Annotated in this window: 17 protein-coding genes and 1 pseudogene; 13 read left to right on the top strand and 5 right to left on the bottom strand. The window is 61.2% G+C overall.

From position 1 onward, the window contains the following. The first annotated feature begins 3 nt into the window (after positions 1–3). Together lpdA and A7J50_RS18055 are read left to right on the top strand one after the other, a co-directional pair. Positions 4–1383, top strand: a complete 1380-nt coding sequence (gene lpdA, locus A7J50_RS18050; RefSeq protein WP_064453039.1) for a dihydrolipoyl dehydrogenase — start codon at positions 4–6, stop codon at positions 1381–1383. 225 nt (positions 1384–1608) lie between these two features. Then, positions 1609–2628, top strand: a complete 1020-nt coding sequence (locus A7J50_RS18055) for a branched-chain amino acid aminotransferase (RefSeq protein ID WP_064453040.1) — start codon at positions 1609–1611, stop codon at positions 2626–2628. Positions 2629–2755: 127 nt separating this feature from the next. Here A7J50_RS18055 and A7J50_RS30825 read toward each other — a convergent pair whose 3' ends face one another. Beyond that, positions 2756–3649 (bottom strand): GNAT family acetyltransferase, encoded by an 894-nt coding sequence (locus A7J50_RS30825; protein ID WP_082895916.1) that lies wholly within the window; start codon positions 3647–3649, stop codon positions 2756–2758. A 287-nt stretch (positions 3650–3936) separates the two neighbouring features. Between A7J50_RS30825 and ctlX the strand changes: the two genes are divergently transcribed. The 8 genes from ctlX to A7J50_RS31420 all read left to right on the top strand — a co-directional run bounded on the left by ctlX (position 3937) and on the right by A7J50_RS31420 (position 10374). Then, the gene (gene ctlX / locus A7J50_RS18065) at positions 3937–4863 is read left to right on the top strand and encodes a citrulline utilization hydrolase CtlX (RefSeq protein WP_064453041.1); all 927 of its coding nucleotides are present in this window, start codon (positions 3937–3939) and stop codon (positions 4861–4863) included. 11 nt (positions 4864–4874) lie between these two features. Next, on the top strand, positions 4875–5921 hold the full coding sequence (locus A7J50_RS18070) for an ornithine cyclodeaminase (protein WP_064453042.1): 1047 nt from the start codon (positions 4875–4877) through the stop codon (positions 5919–5921). Between the two features lie 255 nt (positions 5922–6176). Next, a complete protein-coding gene (locus tag A7J50_RS18075; protein WP_064453043.1) occupies positions 6177–6956 on the top strand; it encodes an ABC transporter substrate-binding protein in 780 nt (259 codons plus the stop codon). Between the two features lie 112 nt (positions 6957–7068). Beyond that, positions 7069–7770, top strand: a complete 702-nt coding sequence (locus tag A7J50_RS18080) for an ABC transporter permease (protein WP_064453044.1) — start codon at positions 7069–7071, stop codon at positions 7768–7770. Next, positions 7767–8480 carry an ABC transporter permease gene (locus A7J50_RS18085; RefSeq protein WP_064453045.1) on the top strand — a complete coding sequence of 238 codons (714 nt, stop codon included), beginning with the start codon at positions 7767–7769 and terminating at the stop codon, positions 8478–8480. The genes A7J50_RS18080 and A7J50_RS18085 overlap by 4 nt, the downstream gene beginning before the upstream one ends. 3 nt (positions 8481–8483) lie before the next feature. Continuing rightward, complete coding sequence (locus A7J50_RS18090) at positions 8484–9323, top strand: ABC transporter ATP-binding protein (RefSeq protein ID WP_197627573.1); 840 nt, start codon at positions 8484–8486, stop codon at positions 9321–9323. Positions 9324–9327: 4 nt separating this feature from the next. After that, positions 9328–9825: an Lrp/AsnC family transcriptional regulator gene (locus A7J50_RS18095; protein ID WP_064453046.1), complete on the top strand. Its 498-nt coding sequence runs from the start codon at positions 9328–9330 to the stop codon at positions 9823–9825. Between the two features lie 108 nt (positions 9826–9933). Next, a complete protein-coding gene (locus tag A7J50_RS31420; RefSeq protein ID WP_156526291.1) occupies positions 9934–10374 on the top strand; it encodes a hypothetical protein in 441 nt (146 codons plus the stop codon). A 113-nt stretch (positions 10375–10487) separates the two neighbouring features. Here A7J50_RS31420 and A7J50_RS18105 read toward each other — a convergent pair. The 4 genes and pseudogenes from A7J50_RS18105 to A7J50_RS18120 form a co-directional block, all read right to left on the bottom strand. Then, positions 10488–11309: pseudogene (locus tag A7J50_RS18105) on the bottom strand (TIGR03915 family putative DNA repair protein); the annotation flags it as partial. Next, positions 11306–12526, bottom strand: coding sequence for a putative DNA modification/repair radical SAM protein (locus A7J50_RS18110; protein ID WP_064453048.1), 1221 nt, complete (start codon positions 12524–12526; stop codon positions 11306–11308). The pseudogene A7J50_RS18105 and the gene A7J50_RS18110, both read right to left, overlap by 4 nt. Before the next feature lie 66 nt (positions 12527–12592). Then, positions 12593–13930: a lysine N(6)-hydroxylase/L-ornithine N(5)-oxygenase family protein gene (locus A7J50_RS18115; protein WP_064453049.1), complete on the bottom strand. Its 1338-nt coding sequence runs from the start codon at positions 13928–13930 to the stop codon at positions 12593–12595. A gap of 120 nt (positions 13931–14050) precedes the next feature. Further along, on the bottom strand, positions 14051–14533 hold the full coding sequence (locus tag A7J50_RS18120) for a sigma-70 family RNA polymerase sigma factor (RefSeq protein ID WP_064453050.1): 483 nt from the start codon (positions 14531–14533) through the stop codon (positions 14051–14053). A gap of 256 nt (positions 14534–14789) precedes the next feature. On the opposite strand from A7J50_RS18120, the gene A7J50_RS18125 reads away from it, so the two are divergent. The 3 genes from A7J50_RS18125 to A7J50_RS18135 are packed head-to-tail and all read left to right on the top strand — an operon-like array spanning position 14790 to position 19345. Further along, entirely contained in the window at positions 14790–15962 is a 1173-nt protein-coding gene (locus A7J50_RS18125) for an efflux RND transporter periplasmic adaptor subunit (RefSeq protein ID WP_064453051.1), read from the top strand. Position 15963: 1 nt separating this feature from the next. Continuing rightward, positions 15964–17937, top strand: a complete 1974-nt coding sequence (locus tag A7J50_RS18130; RefSeq protein WP_064454970.1) for a MacB family efflux pump subunit — start codon at positions 15964–15966, stop codon at positions 17935–17937. Continuing rightward, complete coding sequence (locus tag A7J50_RS18135) at positions 17930–19345, top strand: efflux transporter outer membrane subunit (protein WP_064453052.1); 1416 nt, start codon at positions 17930–17932, stop codon at positions 19343–19345. The genes A7J50_RS18130 and A7J50_RS18135 overlap by 8 nt, the downstream gene beginning before the upstream one ends. Positions 19346–19404 lie beyond the last annotated feature (59 nt).

Raw genomic sequence — 19404 nt, forward strand, 5'->3', positions numbered from 1 at the left:
GGCATGTCTCAGACATTGAACACGACGCTGCTGATTATCGGCGGCGGCCCTGGTGGTTATGTGGCCGCGATTCGGGCGGGTCAACTGGGTATCCCGACCATTTTGGTAGAAGGCCAGGCGCTGGGCGGCACGTGCCTGAATATCGGCTGCATTCCGTCCAAGGCGTTGATCCATGTGGCCGAGCAGTTCCAGCAAACCGTGCACCATAGCCAGGGCTCACAGTTGGGCATCGAAGTGGATGTGCCGACCCTGGACATCCGCAAAAGCGTGGAATGGAAAGATGGCATCGTCGACCGATTGACCACCGGCGTTGCCGCGCTGCTGAAGAAGCACAAAGTGCAGGTGATCCACGGCTGGGCCAAAGTAGTGGACGGCAAAACCGTCGACGTCGGCGACCAGCGCATCCAATGCGAACACCTGCTGCTGGCCACCGGTTCGAAAAGCGTCAACTTGCCGATGCTGCCAATTGGCGGGCCGATCATCTCCTCTACCGAAGCGCTGGCGCCCACCCGCGTCCCCAAGCGACTGGTTGTGGTGGGTGGCGGCTATATTGGCCTGGAGCTGGGCATTGCCTACCGCAAGCTCGGTGCCGAGGTCAGTGTGGTCGAGGCGCAGGAACGTATCCTGCCCGCTTACGACGGCGAGCTGACACTGCCCGTGGCAGAATCCCTCAAGCAGTTGGGCGTCAAGCTGTACCTCAAGCACAGCGTGACCGGTTTTGAGAACAACAGCCTGCAAGTGCGTGACCCGAATGGCGACACCCTGTCGCTGGAGACGGATCAGGTGCTGATGGCCGTGGGTCGCAAACCCAACACCCAGGGCTGGAACCTCGAAGCGCTGAACCTGGAGATGAACGGTTCGGCGATCAAGATCGACAGCCGTTGCCAGACCAGCATGCGCAACGTGTATGCCATCGGCGACGTAAGCGGCGAGCCGATGTTGGCGCACCGGGCCATGGCCCAGGGTGAAATGGTTGCCGAACTGATCAGCGGTAAATCCCGCGAATTCAACCCGGCGGCCATCCCGGCGGTGTGCTTTACCGACCCGGAACTGGTGGTGGTCGGCAAGACCCCGGACGAAGCCAAGGCGGCGGGCCTGGACTGTATCGTGTCGAGCTTCCCGTTTGCGGCCAATGGCCGGGCAATGACGCTGGAGTCTAAAACCGGCTTCGTGCGTGTGGTCGCGCGACGTGACAACCACCTGATTGTCGGCTGGCAGGCCGTAGGCGTGGGTGTGTCGGAACTGTCCACGGCCTTCGGCCTGAGCCTGGAAATGGGCGCGCGCCTGGAAGACGTGGCAGGCACCATCCACGCCCACCCGACCCTCGGCGAAGCTGTGCAGGAAGCTGCTTTAAGGGCCTTGGGTCACGCGCTGCACCTTTAAAACCGCGGTGAGGCCATCGCGGGCAAGCCCGACTCCCACAGAGGAATACATTCCAAAGGTGGCAGCTGGCTTGCCTGCGATAGCGGTGGATCAGCCAACACACCTGCTGAATGGCCCGCCCACCCGCTCCCACACCGGCCAAGAATGAAGTATTGTTGCGCCCATCCAGAAAAAAACCGACAAGCCTGTCTTCGACCAGGCGGTTGACCAGAGATAGAGGGTGTCATGGGTAACGAAAGCATCAATTGGGACAAGCTGGGTTTTGACTACATCAAGACCGACAAGCGGTTTCTCCAGGTCTGGAAAAACGGCGAATGGCAAGCCGGCACCCTGACCGACGACAACGTGCTGCACATCAGCGAGGGCTCCACTGCCCTGCACTATGGCCAGCAGTGCTTTGAAGGCCTCAAGGCCTACCGCTGCAAGGACGGTTCGATCAACCTGTTCCGTCCTGACCAGAACGCCGCGCGCATGCAGCGCAGCTGTGCCCGCCTGCTGATGCCGCACGTGCCGACCGACGCGTTCATCGACGCTTGCAAGCAAGTGGTCAAGGCCAACGAGCGGTTCATCCCGCCGTACGGCAGCGGCGGCGCGCTGTACCTGCGCCCGTTCGTCATCGGCACCGGTGACAACATCGGCGTGCGTACCGCGCCGGAGTTCATCTTCTCGGTCTTCGCAATCCCGGTCGGCGCCTACTTCAAGGGCGGCCTGGTGCCACACAACTTCCAGATTTCCACCTTCGACCGCGCCGCGCCACAGGGCACCGGTGCCGCCAAGGTGGGTGGCAACTACGCTGCCAGCCTGATGCCGGGTGCCGAAGCGAAGAAATCCGGTTTCGCCGATGCAATCTACCTGGACCCGATGACCCATTCGAAAATCGAAGAAGTCGGTTCGGCCAACTTCTTCGGGATCACCCACGACAACCAGTTCATCACGCCGAAGTCGCCTTCGGTGCTGCCAGGCATCACCCGCCTGTCGCTGATCGAACTGGCCCAGTCGCGCCTGGGTCTGACAGTGGTCGAGGGTGAAGTCTTCATCGACAAACTGGACCAGTTCAAGGAAGCCGGTGCCTGCGGCACTGCTGCGGTGATCTCGCCGATCGGCGGTATCCAGTACAACGGCAAACTGCACGTATTCCACAGCGAAACCGAAGTGGGCCCGATCACCCAGAAGCTCTACAAAGAGCTGACCGGTGTGCAGACCGGCGACGTTGAAGCGCCGGAAGGCTGGATCGTCAAGGTCTAACAGCCCACACGCATAACCCAATGTAGGAGCGGGCTTGCTCGCGAATACGGTCTGTCAGCACTGAATCAGGTGACTGACACTGCGCATTCGCGAGCAAGCCCGCTCCCACATTTGATCTACAGTGTTTTCAAGATTGAGTCGGGATATTCACGCCAATCTTCTTCCCCATACTAATCCTCGGCTCCACCCCATACCCCAACGCCTCGTAAAACCCCACCACCGCGTCATTCCCGCCCGTAATCTGCAAATTGATCTTCATACACCCCAGCGCCGTCAACGCCTGCTCGGCATGCCGCACCAACGACGCGCCCAAACCCTGCCGCCGATAATCGCTGTGCACCGCCACCGAATACAGCCAGCCACGATGCCCGTCGTAGCCGGCGAGAATGCTGCCGATCACGGCTTTTTTATCCGTCGCCACAAAGAACAACCCATCGTTGACCGCCAGTTTCTTATCAATCGCCAACGTCGGCAGGTTGTGCGCGGTGTCATACCCAAACGCCTCCTGCCACAAGGCCACCACCTGCGCACGGTGCTGACGGTCGCGATACGGCCCAATGGGATGGCGGGATAGCAACGCCTTCTCCATCACCAGCGTGCGCTCGTTGCCGTGATAGACATCGCGCACCGTGTGGAACCCCAGCTTGGTATAGAACGGCTCGGCCGTCAGCGAAGACGGCACGTTCAAGACCGTCACCCCGGCTTCGCGGGCACGCAGTTCGATTTCGATCATCAGCAGCCGCCCGATGCCCTGCCCTTGCAGCGCCGGGTTGACGAACACCGAGCGCACCACATTGCCGTCAAGGGCAGCAGTGGCGACGATCACCTGATCCTGAATCGCCACCAGCACCACCCGCCGCTGGAGCAAAGCCAGCACAGCGTCAGGCGTAAAATTACTCGCGACCCGAGCAATCACATCCGCCGGGTAATCCCGCGCATTGCTGCTGTGCAAGGCTGCCAGGATGACCTGGCTGATCCCCTCGGCATCGGCTGCCTGGGCGAGACGAACGGCGGTAGACATGATTCCTCCTGGCTGACGGCGTTACAACAGACGCAACAATACCAATGTGGGAGCGGGCTTGCTCGCGAATGCAGTCTTCCTGTCAATGCATCTGAACCTGACCCACCGCCTTCGCGAGCAAGCCCGCTCCCACAGTTTGACCTCATTCCAGCCTCTCCAGCCGATTCGGCTGCCCCACCCTACTTTTCAGCTTTCCCGGCTGAGCCGCCCCTCTGTTTCAGCCGGGATTCCCCCACCACAACGCACAAAATACTCCCACAGCTCAGCCCCCATGGACCCGTGCACCCATGCAAACAACAAACACTGTCCTGATGATTCGCCCGGCGCGCTTTGCCTTCAACCCGGACACCGCGATCAACAACCGCTTCCAACGCCCGCCCCTCGACCCACTCAGCGCGCAGCAGAAAGCGCTGGAGGAGTTCGACGGCTACGTCGACACCCTGCGCCAACACGGCGTCGAAGTGCTGGTGGTGCAGGACACTCCCGCGCCTCACACGCCCGACTCGATCTTCCCCAACAACTGGTGGAGCAGCCACGCCGACGGCAGCCTGGTGCTGTACCCGATGGAAGGCCAGAACCGACGCTTGGAGCGCAGCAAAGGCGTGCTGCAAGTGCTGGAGCAGCGCTTTGCGATCCACCACACCATCGACCTCAGCCACCTCGAACAACAGAACATCTTCCTCGAAGGCACCGGCAGCATGGTGCTCGACCGCCAGCACCGCATCAGCTACGCCTGCCACTCCGGGCGCACGCACCAGGACGCCCTGCGCCAGTTCGCCGAACACCTCGACTATCAACTCTGTGTGTTCCACGCCGTCGACCGCCATCACGCGCCGATCTACCACAGCAATGTGATGATGAGCGTCGGCCGCGACCTCTCGGTGGTGTGCCTGCAAGCCCTGCCCGACGCCAGCGAACGCCTGGGCCTGGAACGCTCACTGCGCGACACCGGCAAAGACATCCTCGCCCTTGACTTCAACCAGCTCGAAGCCTTCGCCGGCAACATGCTCGAAGTCCACGACCGCGAGGGCCAGCCGTTGCTGGTGATGTCCGCCAGCGCCTGGGGCGCCCTGCAACCGAATCAGCGCCAACAGGTGGAACGCCACACGCGGCCGGTGGTGGTGAACATCGACAACATCGAACGCATCGGCGGCGGCAGTGCCCGCTGCATGTTGGCGGAAGTGCACCTGCCCGCCCGCCCCTCATTTCAATAAGGAGTCTTGCCATGACCCGTTATATCGACGTCAACGATCTCAGCTACCTGGTCTCGCAAAAAGGCCTGCAAACCTGCATCACCGAAATGGCCGAATACATCCGCGCCGACTACCTGCGCTGGCAGGACTTCGAAAAATGCGCGCGCCTGGCCAACCACTCGCCGGATGGCGTGATCGAGCTGATGCCGGTGTCCGACGCCGCGCTGTACGCCTTCAAATATGTCAACGGCCACCCCAAGAACACCCTGGCCGGCATGCTCACGGTGATGGCCTTCGGCGCGCTGGGCGACGTGGACACCGGCAAACCAGTACTGCTGGCGGAAATGACCCTGACCACCGCCATCCGCACTGCGGCCACTTCAGCGTTGGTCGCTCGCTACCTGGCGCGCGACAACAGCCGCAGCATGGCGCTGATCGGCAACGGCTCGCAAAGCGAGTTCCAGGCCCTGGCCTTCCACGCCATGCTCGGCATCAACGAAATCCGCCTGTTCGACATCGACGCCAAGGCCACCGCCAAGCTGGCTGCCAACCTCAAGGCCTTCCCGGCAATCACAGTGATCGTGGCCGGCAGCGTTGCCGAAGCGGTGAAAGGCGCGGACATCGTCACCACCGTCACCGCCGACAAGGCCTACGCGACCATCCTCACCGACGACATGATCGAACCCGGCATGCACCTGAATGCCGTGGGCGGCGACTGCCCCGGCAAGACCGAGCTGGACCGACGTATCGTCGAACGCGCCCGCGTGATCGTCGAGTACGAACCGCAAAGCCGCATCGAAGGTGAAATCCAGCACATGCCGGAAGATTCGCCGGTCACCGAGTTGTGGCAGGTCCTCAACGGCCAGAAGCCGGGTCGCGAAAACGCACGCCAGGTCACGCTGTTCGACTCGGTGGGTTTTGCCATCGAAGATTATTCGGCACTGCGCTATGTGTTCGATGTGGCCAACGCGTTGGATGTGGGCAGCACACTCGAACTGGTGCCGGACCTGGCCGACCCGAAAGACTTGTTTGCACGCTTGGCCCAACAGCCGCGCGCACAGCAGAAAAAGCGCGCCTGAGACCGCTCTGGTCTGCCGCTTTGCGCCGATGGCAGGCCAGAACCTCACCCGCAAAAAGCCGATTTTGCGCGTGCAGCAGCCGATTCCGCTGCATTGCGCTTTTTAACAGCGCAATTCGCGCTTTATGCACCGGATAAACGACACAAAAAACGCACCACCATGAAGCATTCTGAGCCCGACCAAAGAGTCAGCAAATGAATGCACGCTGCACCCTTTCACTGCCCTGACATCAATTACAAAATATAGGGACGCCCCATGACTCCACTGCGATCACTCTTCGCTGCATTGCTGTTGCCTCTGTGCGCCAGCGCCGCCCACGCCCAGGACTGGAAAGAAATCCGCTTCGGCGTATTCCCCGAATACCCGCCCTTCGAATCCGTGGCCGCCGACGGCAGCCTGCAAGGCTTTGATATCGAGTTGGGCAACGCCATCTGCGCCAAGCTCGAAGTGAAATGCACCTGGGTGCACAACGAATTCGACGGCATGATCCCGGCCCTGCGCGCACGCAAGTTCGACGCGATCATGTCATCCATGGCCGTGACGCCGGCGCGCGAAAAAGTCATCGACTTCACGGACCGGCTGTTCCTCAGCCCGACCTCGGTGATCACCCGCAAAAGCGCCGACTTCGGCGACACCCCCGAATCCCTGAAAGGCAAACAGGTCGGCGTGCTGCAAGGCTCGCTGCAAGAAGCCTATGCCCGCGCGCACCTGGCCAAGCTCGGCGCGCAGATCAAGGCGTACCAGTCCCAGGAACAGAACTACGCCGACCTGCAAAATGGCCGCCTCGACGCCACCCTGACCGACAAGCTCGAAGCCCAGCTCAACTTCTTGTCCAAGCCTGAAGGCGCCGACTTCAAGACCGGCCCGGCCTTCAAGGACCCGACCCTACCCCTGGATATCGCCATGGGCCTGCGCAAAAACGACGCAGACTTGCGCGCGCTGATCAACAAAGGCATCGCCGCCGTGCAGGCCGATGGCACCTACGCACAGATCCAGAAGAAGTACTTCGGCGATCAGGATATCTACAACGAGTAAGTCAACGCCAGCCCTGTGGGAATTGGCTTTTTGTGGCGAGGGAGCAAGCTCCCTCGCCACAAAAAAACAGCTCCCACAGTAAATCTCTGTGCTCCATCGAGATCTCCCCCCCATGAACGAATTCCTCAACCTGCAAGGCTACGGCCCCATGCTCGCCCAGGGTGCCTGGATGACGGTCAAGCTGGCATTTCTGGCCCTGGCCCTGAGCCTCGCCTTGGGCCTGATTGCGGCCGGCGCCAAGCTCTCCAGCGTCAAAGGGCTGCGCGTGCCCGCCACGCTATACACCACGCTGATCCGCAGCGTGCCGGACCTGGTGCTGATCCTGCTGATTTTCTACAGCCTGCAACTGTGGCTGAACGACCTCAGCGAAGTGTTCGGCTGGGATTATTTTGAAATCGACCCGTTTACCGCCGGGGTGATCACCCTAGGGTTTATCTACGGTGCGTATTTCACCGAAAATTTTCGCGGCGCGATCCTCAGCGTGCCGGCCGGGCAGCTTGAGGCCGCCACCGCCTACGGCTTGAGCCGCTGGCAGCGCTTCCACCTGGTTCTGTTCCCGCAGTTGATGCGCTTTGCTCTGCCGGGCCTGGGCAATAACTGGCTGGTGCTGCTCAAGTCCACCGCGCTGGTGTCGATCATTGGCCTGTCGGACCTGGTCAAGGCCGCACAAAACGCAGGCAAGAGCACCAACGAGCCGTTGTATTTCCTGATCCTCGCCGGCGTGGTGTACCTGGTGATCACCACCCTTTCCAACCGCATCTTCAAGCGTCTAGAACGGCGCTACAACCTCGGCATCAAGGGGATGGCGCGATGATCGAACTGTTCCAGCAATACGGCCTGGCCTACCTGTTCAGCGACGGCGCCGGCTTGTCCGGAGTCGCCATGACGCTGTGGCTGTTTGTCATCTCGGTGATCCTGGGTTTTGTGCTGTCGATCCCACTGGCGCTGGCCCGCGTATCGGAGCACTTCTGGCTGCGCTGGCCGGTTGAGGTCTACACCTACCTGTTTCGCGGTACGCCGCTGTATATCCAGTTGCTGATTTGCTACACCGGGCTGTACAGCCTGGAGGTGGTGCAGGACAACGCCCTGCTCAACCAGTTTTTCCGCAATGCGCTGAACTGCACCCTGCTGGCGTTTGTGCTCAACACCTGCGCCTACACCGTGGAAATCTTCGCCGGGGCGATCCGCAATATTCCCCATGGTGAAATCGAAGCAGCACGCGCCTACGGCTTGCATGGCTGGCGGCTGAACCTGTTTGTGGTGGTGCCCGCCGCGCTGCGCCGTGCATTGCCGGCCTACAGCAATGAAATGATCCTGATGCTGCACGCCACCTCGCTGGCGTTTACCGCCACCGTCGCCGACATCCTCAAGGTGGCCCGCGATGCCAACGCCGAAACGTTCCTGACGTTCCAGGCCTTCGGTATCGCCGCCCTGCTCTACATGCTGCTGTCCTTTGCACTGGTGGGCCTGTTTCGACTGGCCGAACGTCGCTGGATGCGTTTTCTTGTTCCTACCCGAGGCTAACCCATGAATCAGTCCGCGCAGGCCCTGGCCACTTATCCCGCAGATGTACACACCGCGCCGTCCGCCAAGGCGGTAACGGCAGCCGTCAAACTCCAGGTCGAAGGCATTCATAAACGCTACGGCGACCACGAAGTGCTCAAGGGCGTTTCCCTCAATGCGCGCCAGGGCGATGTGATCAGCCTGATCGGCGCCAGCGGTTCGGGCAAAAGCACGATGCTGCGTTGCATCAACTTTCTCGAACAACCGGACGCTGGGGTAATCACCCTCGACGGCATCAGCATCGAGATGCAGCAAGGCCGCGCCGGCACCCGCGCGCCGCACCAGGCGCAACTGCAGAACCTGCGCACGCGCTTGGCCATGGTGTTCCAGCATTTCAACCTGTGGAGCCACATGACCGTGCTCGAAAACATCACCATGGCCCCGCGCCGGGTGCTGAATGTCAGCGCGGCGGAGGCTGAAAAACGTGCACGAATGTACTTGGACAAAGTCGGCTTGCCGGGCCGTGTGGCGGATCAATACCCGGCGTTTCTGTCCGGTGGCCAGCAACAGCGCGTGGCCATCGCACGGGCGCTGGCGATGGAGCCGGAAATCATTTTGTTCGACGAACCGACCTCCGCGCTGGACCCTGAACTTGTAGGAGAAGTCCTCAAAGTCATACAGACGTTGGCCGAGGAAGGTCGTACCATGTTGATGGTCACCCACGAAATGGGCTTTGCCCGCCAGGTGTCCAGCCAAGTGCTGTTTTTGCATCAGGGCCGAGTCGAAGAACAAGGCGGCGCCGAGATCCTCGACCACCCCAGCAGCGAACGTTTGCAGCAATTTCTTTCCAATCGTTTGAAGTGAACTCATGGATACCAAGGCCAACGGACCCCATTCTTCCTCTGCGCTGGATCGCATCGATGAGGCCATCATCGACGTGTTGCGGCACCAGGGGCGTATCACCTACGAAAAGCTCTCGTCACTGGTGCACCTCACGCCCAGGCCCTGCCTGGAGCGCGTGCGCAAGCTGGAGCGGCGCGGCGTGATTCGCGGGTATGGGGCGATCATCGATGTGCAGATGGTCTCGCCGGGGCTGTCACTGCTGGTGCTGGTGGCCTTGTCCAATCAAAGCGGGCGCTCGGCGCAGAAGGCCTTTGAAGCGTGCGTCAAAGCCTGCCCGCAGGTGTTCGAATGCCAGTTGATCAGTGGGCCGTTTGATTACAGCCTGCGCATGCGCTGCCGGGACATGGAGCACTACCGCGTGCTGACGGAGACCTGGTTGAACAACGACGAGTTGCACATTGATAAATTGGTGGCGCATCCGGAGTTGGCGGTGGTTAAAAACACCGCGACTGAGCTGGCTTAAACACCGTCCATCGCTGCAGATCGTACAGAGCGTGGGAATGATCATCATGTTGCAGCTTGAAACACCACGGTGTTATACAAACCACTCTTCTGATTGGCGGCCTCAAGGATGAACACCATCAAAACATCATTATTGATCTGCGCATTACTCACCTGCCTCGTCTCTACTGCCACCCAGGCAGCCCCACCCGGCAGCGACGCTACAGCCAACTGGTTCAAGGTGGCCATGGGGATATTGTCGGGAGCTTCGTGTCAGAATCGCCTGGTGCCTGCTGATCGCGAACAGTGTATTCGCAAAAACCGCGAACAGGCTTGTCGTGATTTCCCGGACGGGATCGAGAAAGAAAACTGCCTGAAAGAGCTACCTGGCGTTGCAAGTAAACCCACTGCTTCAGGCACTCAACCTTCCGGCGCAGATTACGCACTGAAGAATGTGATGCCCGCCAGTACTCAAAACTATCGCCCGCCGATTAAAACTGATGACTTCGATTCGCCGTTGAAGCAGTTCGTCAGCCCTCCCGCTGAAAGCCCGACCCCGCACACGAACTAAACAACACAAACCCCATGTGGGAGCTGGCTTGCCTGCGATGGCGGTTTATCAGTCAACTTTTGATTTGACTGGCCCACCGCCCTCGCAGGCAAGCCAGCTCCCACATTGATAGGGTTCGCAATGCGCTTACCGGGCTTTGCGCCTACAAGCTTCGCCTGCCCATCCTTCTGCTTCCCCGTACGCGCCTCGCTGATCAGCCCCGGAATCAATTTTCCCTCCGGCAGATTCTTCCAGAACCGGCTGGGCAGGTGCCCTTCCATCACCTTGGGGTTCAACCGCGCAGGGTTGAAGATGTGGCTGTAGTAGGTCAGCCACATGGCGCTGTGCGGGTCTTCGACATTTTGCGCCAGTTGCCGCCACGCATCGGGGCACTCGCGCTGATGAATCAACTGCTCCCCGTCGTAATAAACCCCGTCCAGCGGAGTGGCAATCATCCAACGATGACGGCCCATGCGCCCGACAAAGTGTTGGCTGGCTGACTTCAGAATGTCATGGGCCGGCTCGTGCCACGCCACATATTCCGGCAACTCGCTGCCCGCCTCTGCCGGCAACGCGATAAACCGCACGAACGCATGCAAGTGATGGGCTTCGCGGCTGACCTGCTTGATCCGCCGTTGCAACTCGCTGCCCAGTTTGTCGCCCGCGAGCATTGCGGTGCGGTCGCCATGGCTGACCCGCCACAGCACCTCGTACAGCAAGCTCCAGCGCTGATCGCCGTGGTAACAAGCGGCCGATTCCAACAGCTCCAACAGCGCCTTGGGAATTCGCGCCTGAAATGGGCCAAGCTGCTCAGGGATCGGCTCGTCGGTCGCAAACAGGTCCGCCACCTCGGCCTCGCCCCAACTCACCTGGCTGGGGTCGACCTGATGGCTGAGCAGCCAGCGTGCCTGTTCGCGCCAGGTGCTGAAGAGGTTGTCGCATTCCAGGCTGATCATCCCCACAACCCCATTTGCTGTGGCTGCGGGCGGTCACGCAGTTGTTCGCGCAGCAGCACGCTGGTGCTTTCAGCCTGTTGCGGGTGGTAATCGCTGGTGATGAAAAACGGCTTGGCCTTGGCCAGCACGCAGCGCATGCGCGCCAGGTCTTCGAAGCGGATCTTGCGTTCGCGGCGCAGGTCCACCAAACGCTGGGTGGTGCGCAGGCCGATGCCGGGGATACGCGCGATCAGGGTCGGTTCGGCGCGGTTCAAGTCCAGCGGGAATACCTCGCGGTGTTCCAGAGCCCAGGCCAGCTTGGGATCGATATCCAGCGCCAGGTGGCCTGGGCCTTCAAACAGTTCGTTGGCGCTGAAACCGTAGCTGCGCAACAGAAAGTCCGCCTGATACAAACGGTGCTCGCGCATCAGTGGCGGTGCCGCCAGGGGCACGCTTTTCGGGCTGTTGGGAATAGGACTGAACGCCGAGTAATACACGCGGCGCAACTTGAAGTTGCCATACAACGCCTCAGCGCCATGCAAGATGGTGCTGTCGTCGGTGTCATCGGCGCCGACGATCATCTGCGTGCTCTGCCCAGCCGGAGCGAAACGCGGAGCGCGCGGTTCGTTGAGGACGGTCTGTTCGCCGGTGTAGATGGTCTGCATCGCTTGCTTGATCGACACGATCTGCTTCTCCGGCGCCAGGGTTTGCAGGCTGGCATCGGTGGGCAGTTCAATATTCACACTCAACCGATCGGCATAGCGCCCGGCCTCGGCGATCAGCGCCGGGTCGGCTTCGGGAATGGTCTTGAGGTGGATATAGCCGCGAAAGTCATGCTCTTCGCGCAGGAGTTTGGCGACCCGCACCAGTTGCTCCATGGTGTAGTCGGCCGAACGGATGATGCCGGAACTGAGAAACAGCCCGCTGACGCAATTGCGGCGGTAGAAATCCAGGGTCAGGGTGACTACCTCCTCCGGGCTGAAACGCGCGCGGGGCACGTCACTGGAGCGGCGGTTGACGCAGTATTGGCAATCGTAGAGACAGAAGTTGGTCAGCAACACCTTGAGCAACGACACACAGCGCCCATCCGGGGTGTAACTGTGGCAGATCCCCATGCCATCGGTGGAGCCCAGGCCCGCCTTGCCCTCGGAGCTGCGCTTGGGCGCGCCACTGCTGGCGCAGGAAGCGTCGTACTTGGCGGCGTCGGCAAGGATGCTGAGTTTTTCGATCAACTGCATGGAGGGCTACCGATACTGGTTTTTTGTACAGTATCAGGCAGCCCGGCCCGTCACAAGTGCAGCCTGTCAGCTGGCGGTGGCCAGCAGCAAATCCTGCACCGAACGCCCCTTGCCCCGGCTGCGATCGTTTTCATACAGCGACGCGGCAATCTCGTCGGCACGAATCGGCAATACCGAGAGCAACGTGTCACTCAAGCCATGGCTGGCCTGGCTGAAACCCTGTATGTAGATCCCCGCCTTGCAGCGCTCGTCCGTGACGATGCGATAGTCGCGGGCCACCTCGAAGTCACCCATATAGGCTTCCAGCGGCGCCAGCAGTTCGCGGTGCATCTGGCGCTCGTAGCCGGTGGCCAGGATGACTGCGTCGTAATGGCTGAGGCTGGTTTCGCCGCTGGCGTTGTTGCGCAGCGTCAACTCGATGCCCAGCGGCCCGGCGGTGGCTTTTTCGACCACGGTCATGGTGCGGAAGGCCTGGCGGGCAACGCCGGAGACTTTCTGGCGGTAAAAAATACCGTAGATCCGTTCAATCAGGTCCAGGTCCACCACCGAGTAGTTGGTGTTCTGGTATTCGGCGACCAGCCGCTCACGCTCGGCGCCGACTTGCTGGAACACCAGATCGGTAAACGCCGGCGAAAACACTTCGTTGACGAACGGGCTGTCATCGGCTGGCTTCAGTGCCGAACCGCGCAGGATCATATCGACCTGCACCGACGCAAAACTGTCGTTGAGGTCGATGAAGGCTTCAGCCGCGCTCTGGCCACCACCGATGATCGCAATCCGCATCGCTTTGCCTTCAACGCATGGCTGCTGGGCCATGCGCGCCAGGTACTGGGAATGGTGGAACACCCGGCCGTCCTCCTTGAGCGCCTTGAACGCCGGCGGCACACGAGGCGTGCCACCGGCGCTGACCACCACCGAACGCGTGGTGCGCACATGCTGCTCGCCCAGTGCATCGCGGGAGATCACGCGCAACGCTTCGACGTGTTGCTGATGCAGGATCGGCTCGATGGCCAACACTTCCTCGCCATAGCGTGCCTGAGGCTGGAACTGCCCGGCAACCCAGCGCAGGTAGTCGTTGTACTCCATGCGGCACGGGTAAAAGGTGCCCAGGTTGATGAAGTCCACCAGGCGGTCGTGGGCCTTGAGGTAGTTGACGAAGGAGTAAGGGCTGGTGGGGTTGCGCAAGGTCACCAGGTCCTTGAGGAACGAAATCTGCAGTTCGCTCTGGGTCACCAGGGTATTGCCGTGCCAGCGGTAGTCGGCCTGCTTATCGAGAAACAGTGCATCCAGTTTACCCTGGGCTTTTTCACGCTCCTGCAGGGCGATGGCCAGCGCAAGGTTCGATGGGCCGAAACCGATACCGATCAGGTCGTGAACCGCGGGCGAAGCAATTGCCTGTGTCATTCCAGTGTCCTCTGGATAAGCCCCTTGCCGGTGGGGCGGGAATACCTTGCAAGACCTCAACAACAGGTCATGTGTTGATAGGAAACGAGGACAGTGAAATAAAATTTAACTAATCATTGATCAGTGCGCGTCCCACTCGCGCATACGCACCCGGCAGTGCTTCATGGCATTGACGATATGTTTTTCCACCAGGCTGCGGGAAATGCTCAGGTGCTCGGCGATTTGCGGGTGGGACAGGCCATCGAGCTTGCGCAGCAGGAAGCTCTCGCGACAGGTCACCGGCAGCTCGGCCAGGGCGCGCTCGAGCATATCGAGGCGGCGGGCCTGATCGTGGCTGGCATGGGGTGAACCGGTGGCGAAGCGTTCTTCGCTGTCCAGCACTTCCAGGGGTTCGGACTGGCGCAAGGCGTTGCGCCGATGCCCGTCAATCACCAGGTTCAACGCGGTGCGGTACAAAAAGGCGCGCGGTTGTTCGATCGGCGTGTCACTGGCGCGCTCCAGAACCCGGACGTAAGCGTCATGCACCACATCCTCGGCCACCTGACGGTTGCCCAGCTTGGCGTTGAGGAAACACACCAGCTCGCGATAGTAGTTTTCCAACATGACTCCCGACCGCCTGGGAAGACGGCATCAGATCCTTGAATGCTAAAGACGACAGCCAGCGGATAGTGGCAGTTTGAGTGCGTGCAATTTATAGTAATTCTCATCTACTTTTAAAGAAGTCTTGCATCAACGCACGATTTTTTTATTTGACGGAGCTGTTACGGCATATGTAAGCACCTAAATCTTCGGGCGATTTTCTCGTATAACAGTCAGCCCTCCGCAACTGCGGTCCAAACTTCCTGGCTGGAACCAACGCATGAAACGCCCTCGCCCCGCCCGACGCGCCCTGCTTGCTGTCGCGTGCCTGATTCCCCTCATTGCGCTGGCCGCCTGGCAGGTACTACCGCCAGGCCGCGACACCTTGGCCACGGTCACCGTAACGCGCGGTAACATTGAAAACAGCGTCACGGCACTGGGCACCCTGCAACCGCGCCGGTACGTCGATGTGGGCGCCCAGGCGTCCGGGCAGATTCGCAAGATCCATGTCGAAGCCGGGGATCAGGTCTCGGAAGGCCAATTGCTGGTGGAAATCGACCCCGCCACGCAACAGGCCAAACTCGACGCCAGCCGCTACGCCATCGAAAACCTCAAGGCTCAGTTGCAGGAGCAGAAGGCTCAGCACGAACTGGCGCGCCAGAAATACCAACGCCAGCAACGCCTCGCGGCCGGGAACGCCACCCGCGAAGAAGACGTGCAAACTGCCAGGGCCGAGCTGGACGCCACCCAGGCGCGCGTCGGGATGTTCCAGGCGCAGATCCGCCAGGCCCAGGCCAGCCTGCGCAGCGACGAAGCCGAGTTGGGCTACACGCGCATCTTCGCACCGATGGCCGGCACAGTCGTCGCGGTGGACGCGCGGGTTGGCCAGACGCTCAACGCTCAACAACAGACGCCACTGATCCTGCGCATCGCCAGGCTATCGCCGATGACCGTGTGGGCCGAGGTCTCCGAAGCCGACATTGGCCACGTCAAACCCGGCATGACCGCCTATTTCACCACCCTCAGCGGCGGCAGCCGGCGATGGACCAGCACCGTACGCCAGATTCTGCCGATACCGCCCAAGCCGCTGAATGAAACCAGCCAGGGCAATGGCAGCCCAAACAGCACGAGCAAAACCGGCAGTGGCCGCGTGGTGCTCTACACCGTGCTGCTGGATGTGGACAACGCCGATAACGCGCTGATGGCCGAAATGACCACTCAAGTATTTTTCGTCGCCAGCCAGGTCAAGGACGTCCTCACCCTACCGGTAGCAGCCCTGCTCGGCAGCCCCGGCACCGACAAGCCGATTGCCCGGGTCGTGGCCAAAAACGGCGCCATCGAAAAACGCGAAGTACGCCTGGGTATCAGCGACCGTTTGCGGGTTGAAGTGCTGGAAGGCCTGAACGAAGACGATCATGTGTTGATCGGCCCGGCCAACGGCAGTGGGGGCTGATTTGACCACGCCGCTGATCGAACTCAAGAACATCCGCAAATCCTACGGCGGCGGCGACAGCCCGCAGGTCGATGTATTGCGCGGGATCGACCTGTCGATCCATGCCGGGGAATTCGTCGCCATCGTCGGCGCTTCCGGCTCAGGCAAATCCACCTTGATGAATATCCTCGGCTGCCTCGACCGCCCCACTGAAGGCGAATACCGGTTCGCGGGGGAAAACGTCGCGCATCTGGGCAGCGACGAACTGGCCTGGCTTCGCCGAGAAGCCTTTGGGTTTGTGTTCCAGGGTTACCACTTGATCCCTTCGGGCTCGGCCCAGGAAAACGTCGAGATGCCGGCGATCTATGCCGGTATCAGTGCAACCGAACGCCACGCCCGCGCCAAGGCCCTGCTCACCCGCCTGGGTTTGGCCGATCACACCGGCAACCGCCCGCATCAACTCTCCGGCGGCCAGCAACAACGTGTGTCGATTGCCCGCGCACTGATGAACGGCGGGCATATCATCCTCGCCGATGAACCCACCGGCGCGCTCGACAGCCACAGTGGCGCCGAAGTAATGGCCCTGCTGGACGAACTGGCGAGCCAGGGCCATGTGGTCATCCTGATTACCCACGACCGCGAAGTCGCGGCGCGGGCCAACCGCATCATCGAGATTCGCGACGGCCTGATCATCCGCGATTCGGCATTGAGCGAAACCCATGTGCCCGTCACGGCCAACAGCGACGCGCTACAAGCCGTCGACCTGCGCCAGCGCCTCGCCGACGGCGCCGAACATAACGGCGCCTGGAAAGCCGAACTGATGGACGCTGTACTGGCAGCCTGGCGGGTCATGTGGATCAACCGGTTCCGTACCGCGCTGACGCTGCTGGGGATCATCATCGGCGTGGCGTCGGTGGTGGTGATGCTGGCGGTGGGTGAAGGCAGCAAACGCCAGGTAATGGCACAGATGGGGGCGTTCGGCTCCAACATCATCTACCTCAGCGGGTCTTCGCCCAACCCGCGTACACCGATGGGTATCGTGACCCTCAACGATGTCGCGGCCCTGGCGACGCTGCCGCAGGTCAAGCGCATCATGCCCGTCAATGGCAACTATGCCGGTGTGCGCTTCGGTAATGTCGACTACATGGCTTATGTCGGCGGCAATGACACCAACTTCCCGGACATCTTCAACTGGCCGGTGGTCGAGGGCAGTTACTTCACCGAGGCCGACGAGCGCTCCGGGGCGACGGTGGCAGTGATCGGTCATCGCGTACGCGAAAAGCTGTTCAAGGGCGTTATCGACCCCATCGGCCAATACATTCTGATAGAAAACGTGCCGTTCCAAGTGATTGGCGTGCTGGCGGAAAAAGGCTCCAGCTCCGGTTTGCAAGACAGCGACGACCGCGTTGCCATCCCCTACACCGCCGCCAGCGTGCGCCTGTTAGGCACCTATAACCCCGAATACGTGGTGATTGCCGCCGCCGATGCGCGCAAGGTGCATGAGGCTGAACAAGCCATCGATCAACTGATGCAAACGCTGCACAACAACAAGCGCGACTACCACCTGACCAATGACGCGGCGATGATCCAGGCCGAGGCACGCACGCAAAATACGCTGTCGCTGATGCTCGGTTCGATCGCTGCGATTTCCTTGCTGGTGGGCGGGATTGGCGTGATGAATATCATGCTGATGACCGTGCGCGAGCGTAACCGCGAAATAGGTATCCGCATGGCTACCGGGGCGCGCCAGCGTGACATTCTGCGCCAGTTTCTCACCGAGGCAGTGATGCTCTCGGTCGTCGGCGGCCTGTTCGGCATTGCCCTCGCATTGCTGGTAGGCGGCGTGCTGGTGCTGGCAGAAGTCGCCGTGCAGTTTTCCCTGGTGGCGGTACTCGGCGCATTTGGCTGTGCACTGGTCACCGGTGTCGCATTCGGCTTTATGCCGGCCCGTAAAGCTGCCCGGCTCGATCCGGTTAAGGCGTTGACCAGTGAATAAACGATCCATCACACCGCACCTGTCGCTGCTTAGCCTGTGCCTGTTGCTCAACGCCTGCGCAGGCACTCCGTACGACGTCGACAGCGGCATTGCGCCGCCTGCGGCGTGGCAATATGCCGAGCGGGAGGCAGCGCAGGCGACCAACCAGCGCTGGTGGACGCAATTCGGCAGCCCGCAACTCAACCGCTTGATCGACCAGGCTCGCCGCGACAGTCATGACGTGGCCGCCGCCATGGCACGGGTGCGCCAGGCCCAGGCCAGTGCGGTCATTGCCGGGGCACCATTGTTACCCGAAGTGAACTTCAACCTCACCGCCAGCCGCGAAAAACTGCTGCGCGGCAGCGGTAACGCCTCGCTGGACGCCACAGAAAGCAACAAAACCGTCGACAGCTTTGGCACCAACCTTACCGCCAGTTATGAAGTGGACTTCTGGGGCGGGAGCGCCGCCGCCCGCGACAGCGCCCTGCAAAGCCTGCGAGCGAGTGAGTTTGACCAGGCCACCGTGGAGCTGACACTGCTCAGCAACGTGGCCGACCGCTATGCGCAAACGCTTGCTGCTCGCCAACGCCAACAGATCGCCGAGCTCAACCTGGCGAATGCACGCCATGTGCTCGACCTCGTGCAAACCCGCTACGACGCGGGCTCCGCCACCGCACTGGAACTGGCGCAACAAAAGAGTCTGGTGGCCAGCCAGCAACGCCAGTTGCCGCTGATTCAGCAAGTGGCCGAAGAATCGTTGATCACCCTCGCGGCCCTTCTCGGGCAGCCGGTGCAGGCCCTGGACCTGGGCAGCGAGCCGTTCCAGGCGCTGACCTGGCCGGTCATTGGCCCGGGAGTGCCCAGCCAACTGCTCAGCCGTCGCCCCGACCTGGCTCAGGCCGAAGCACAACTGGCGGCGGCAAGTGCCGATGTGAGCGTGGCCCGCTCGGCCATGCTGCCCACTGTGACCTTGGGCGCCACGCTGGGTTCGGGGTCCTACAAGGCCGCAGATCTGCTGCGCAGTCCGTTCTACAACCTGACCTCGGGCCTGGTGGCGCCGATCTTCAATAATGGACGTTTAAGCGCCGAACGCGACAAGGCGCGCGCGCGTCAGGACGAACTGCTGCAAACCTATCGTGGCGCGATCATCAACGGCTTTGCCGATGTGGAGAAATCCCTCAGCAGCATCACCCACCTGGACCAGCAGCGTCAGTGGCAAACCGAGGAACTGCAACAGGCCCAGACCGCCTTCAAGATCGCCGAAAGCCGCTACCAGGCCGGTGCCGAAGACCTGCTGACCGTGCTGGAAACCCAACGCACGCTGTATGCGGCCCAGGACGCGAATGTGCAACTGCGATTGTCACGGCTGCAAGCCAGCATTGCGCTGTACAAAGCCCTGGGTGGCGGCTGGGATGCCAAAATCCGATAACAAAACTCCACATTCCTACACAAAACGTTTATCAACCCTACATTCTTTGACCCAAGGTC

This window comes from Pseudomonas antarctica, assembly GCF_001647715.1.
In the GTDB taxonomy this organism is placed as follows: Bacteria; Pseudomonadota; Gammaproteobacteria; order Pseudomonadales; family Pseudomonadaceae; genus Aquipseudomonas; species Aquipseudomonas antarctica_A.

Bases quoted from the DNA above. Each gene is read 5' to 3' on its own strand.
- lpdA (WP_064453039.1), top strand. From the start codon at position 4: ATGTCTCAGACATTGAACACGACGCTGCTGATTATCGGCGGCGGCCCT.
- A7J50_RS18055 (WP_064453040.1), top strand. From the start codon at position 1,609: ATGGGTAACGAAAGCATCAATTGGGACAAGCTGGGTTTTGACTACATC.
- A7J50_RS30825 (WP_082895916.1), bottom strand. From the start codon at position 3,649: ATGTCTACCGCCGTTCGTCTCGCCCAGGCAGCCGATGCCGAGGGGATC.
- ctlX (WP_064453041.1), top strand. From the start codon at position 3,937: ATGCAAACAACAAACACTGTCCTGATGATTCGCCCGGCGCGCTTTGCC.
- A7J50_RS18070 (WP_064453042.1), top strand. From the start codon at position 4,875: ATGACCCGTTATATCGACGTCAACGATCTCAGCTACCTGGTCTCGCAA.
- A7J50_RS18075 (WP_064453043.1), top strand. From the start codon at position 6,177: ATGACTCCACTGCGATCACTCTTCGCTGCATTGCTGTTGCCTCTGTGC.
- A7J50_RS18080 (WP_064453044.1), top strand. From the start codon at position 7,069: ATGAACGAATTCCTCAACCTGCAAGGCTACGGCCCCATGCTCGCCCAG.
- A7J50_RS18085 (WP_064453045.1), top strand. From the start codon at position 7,767: ATGATCGAACTGTTCCAGCAATACGGCCTGGCCTACCTGTTCAGCGAC.
- A7J50_RS18090 (WP_197627573.1), top strand. From the start codon at position 8,484: ATGAATCAGTCCGCGCAGGCCCTGGCCACTTATCCCGCAGATGTACAC.
- A7J50_RS18095 (WP_064453046.1), top strand. From the start codon at position 9,328: ATGGATACCAAGGCCAACGGACCCCATTCTTCCTCTGCGCTGGATCGC.
- A7J50_RS31420 (WP_156526291.1), top strand. From the start codon at position 9,934: ATGAACACCATCAAAACATCATTATTGATCTGCGCATTACTCACCTGC.
- A7J50_RS18110 (WP_064453048.1), bottom strand. From the start codon at position 12,526: ATGCAGTTGATCGAAAAACTCAGCATCCTTGCCGACGCCGCCAAGTAC.
- A7J50_RS18115 (WP_064453049.1), bottom strand. From the start codon at position 13,930: ATGACACAGGCAATTGCTTCGCCCGCGGTTCACGACCTGATCGGTATC.
- A7J50_RS18120 (WP_064453050.1), bottom strand. From the start codon at position 14,533: ATGTTGGAAAACTACTATCGCGAGCTGGTGTGTTTCCTCAACGCCAAG.
- A7J50_RS18125 (WP_064453051.1), top strand. From the start codon at position 14,790: ATGAAACGCCCTCGCCCCGCCCGACGCGCCCTGCTTGCTGTCGCGTGC.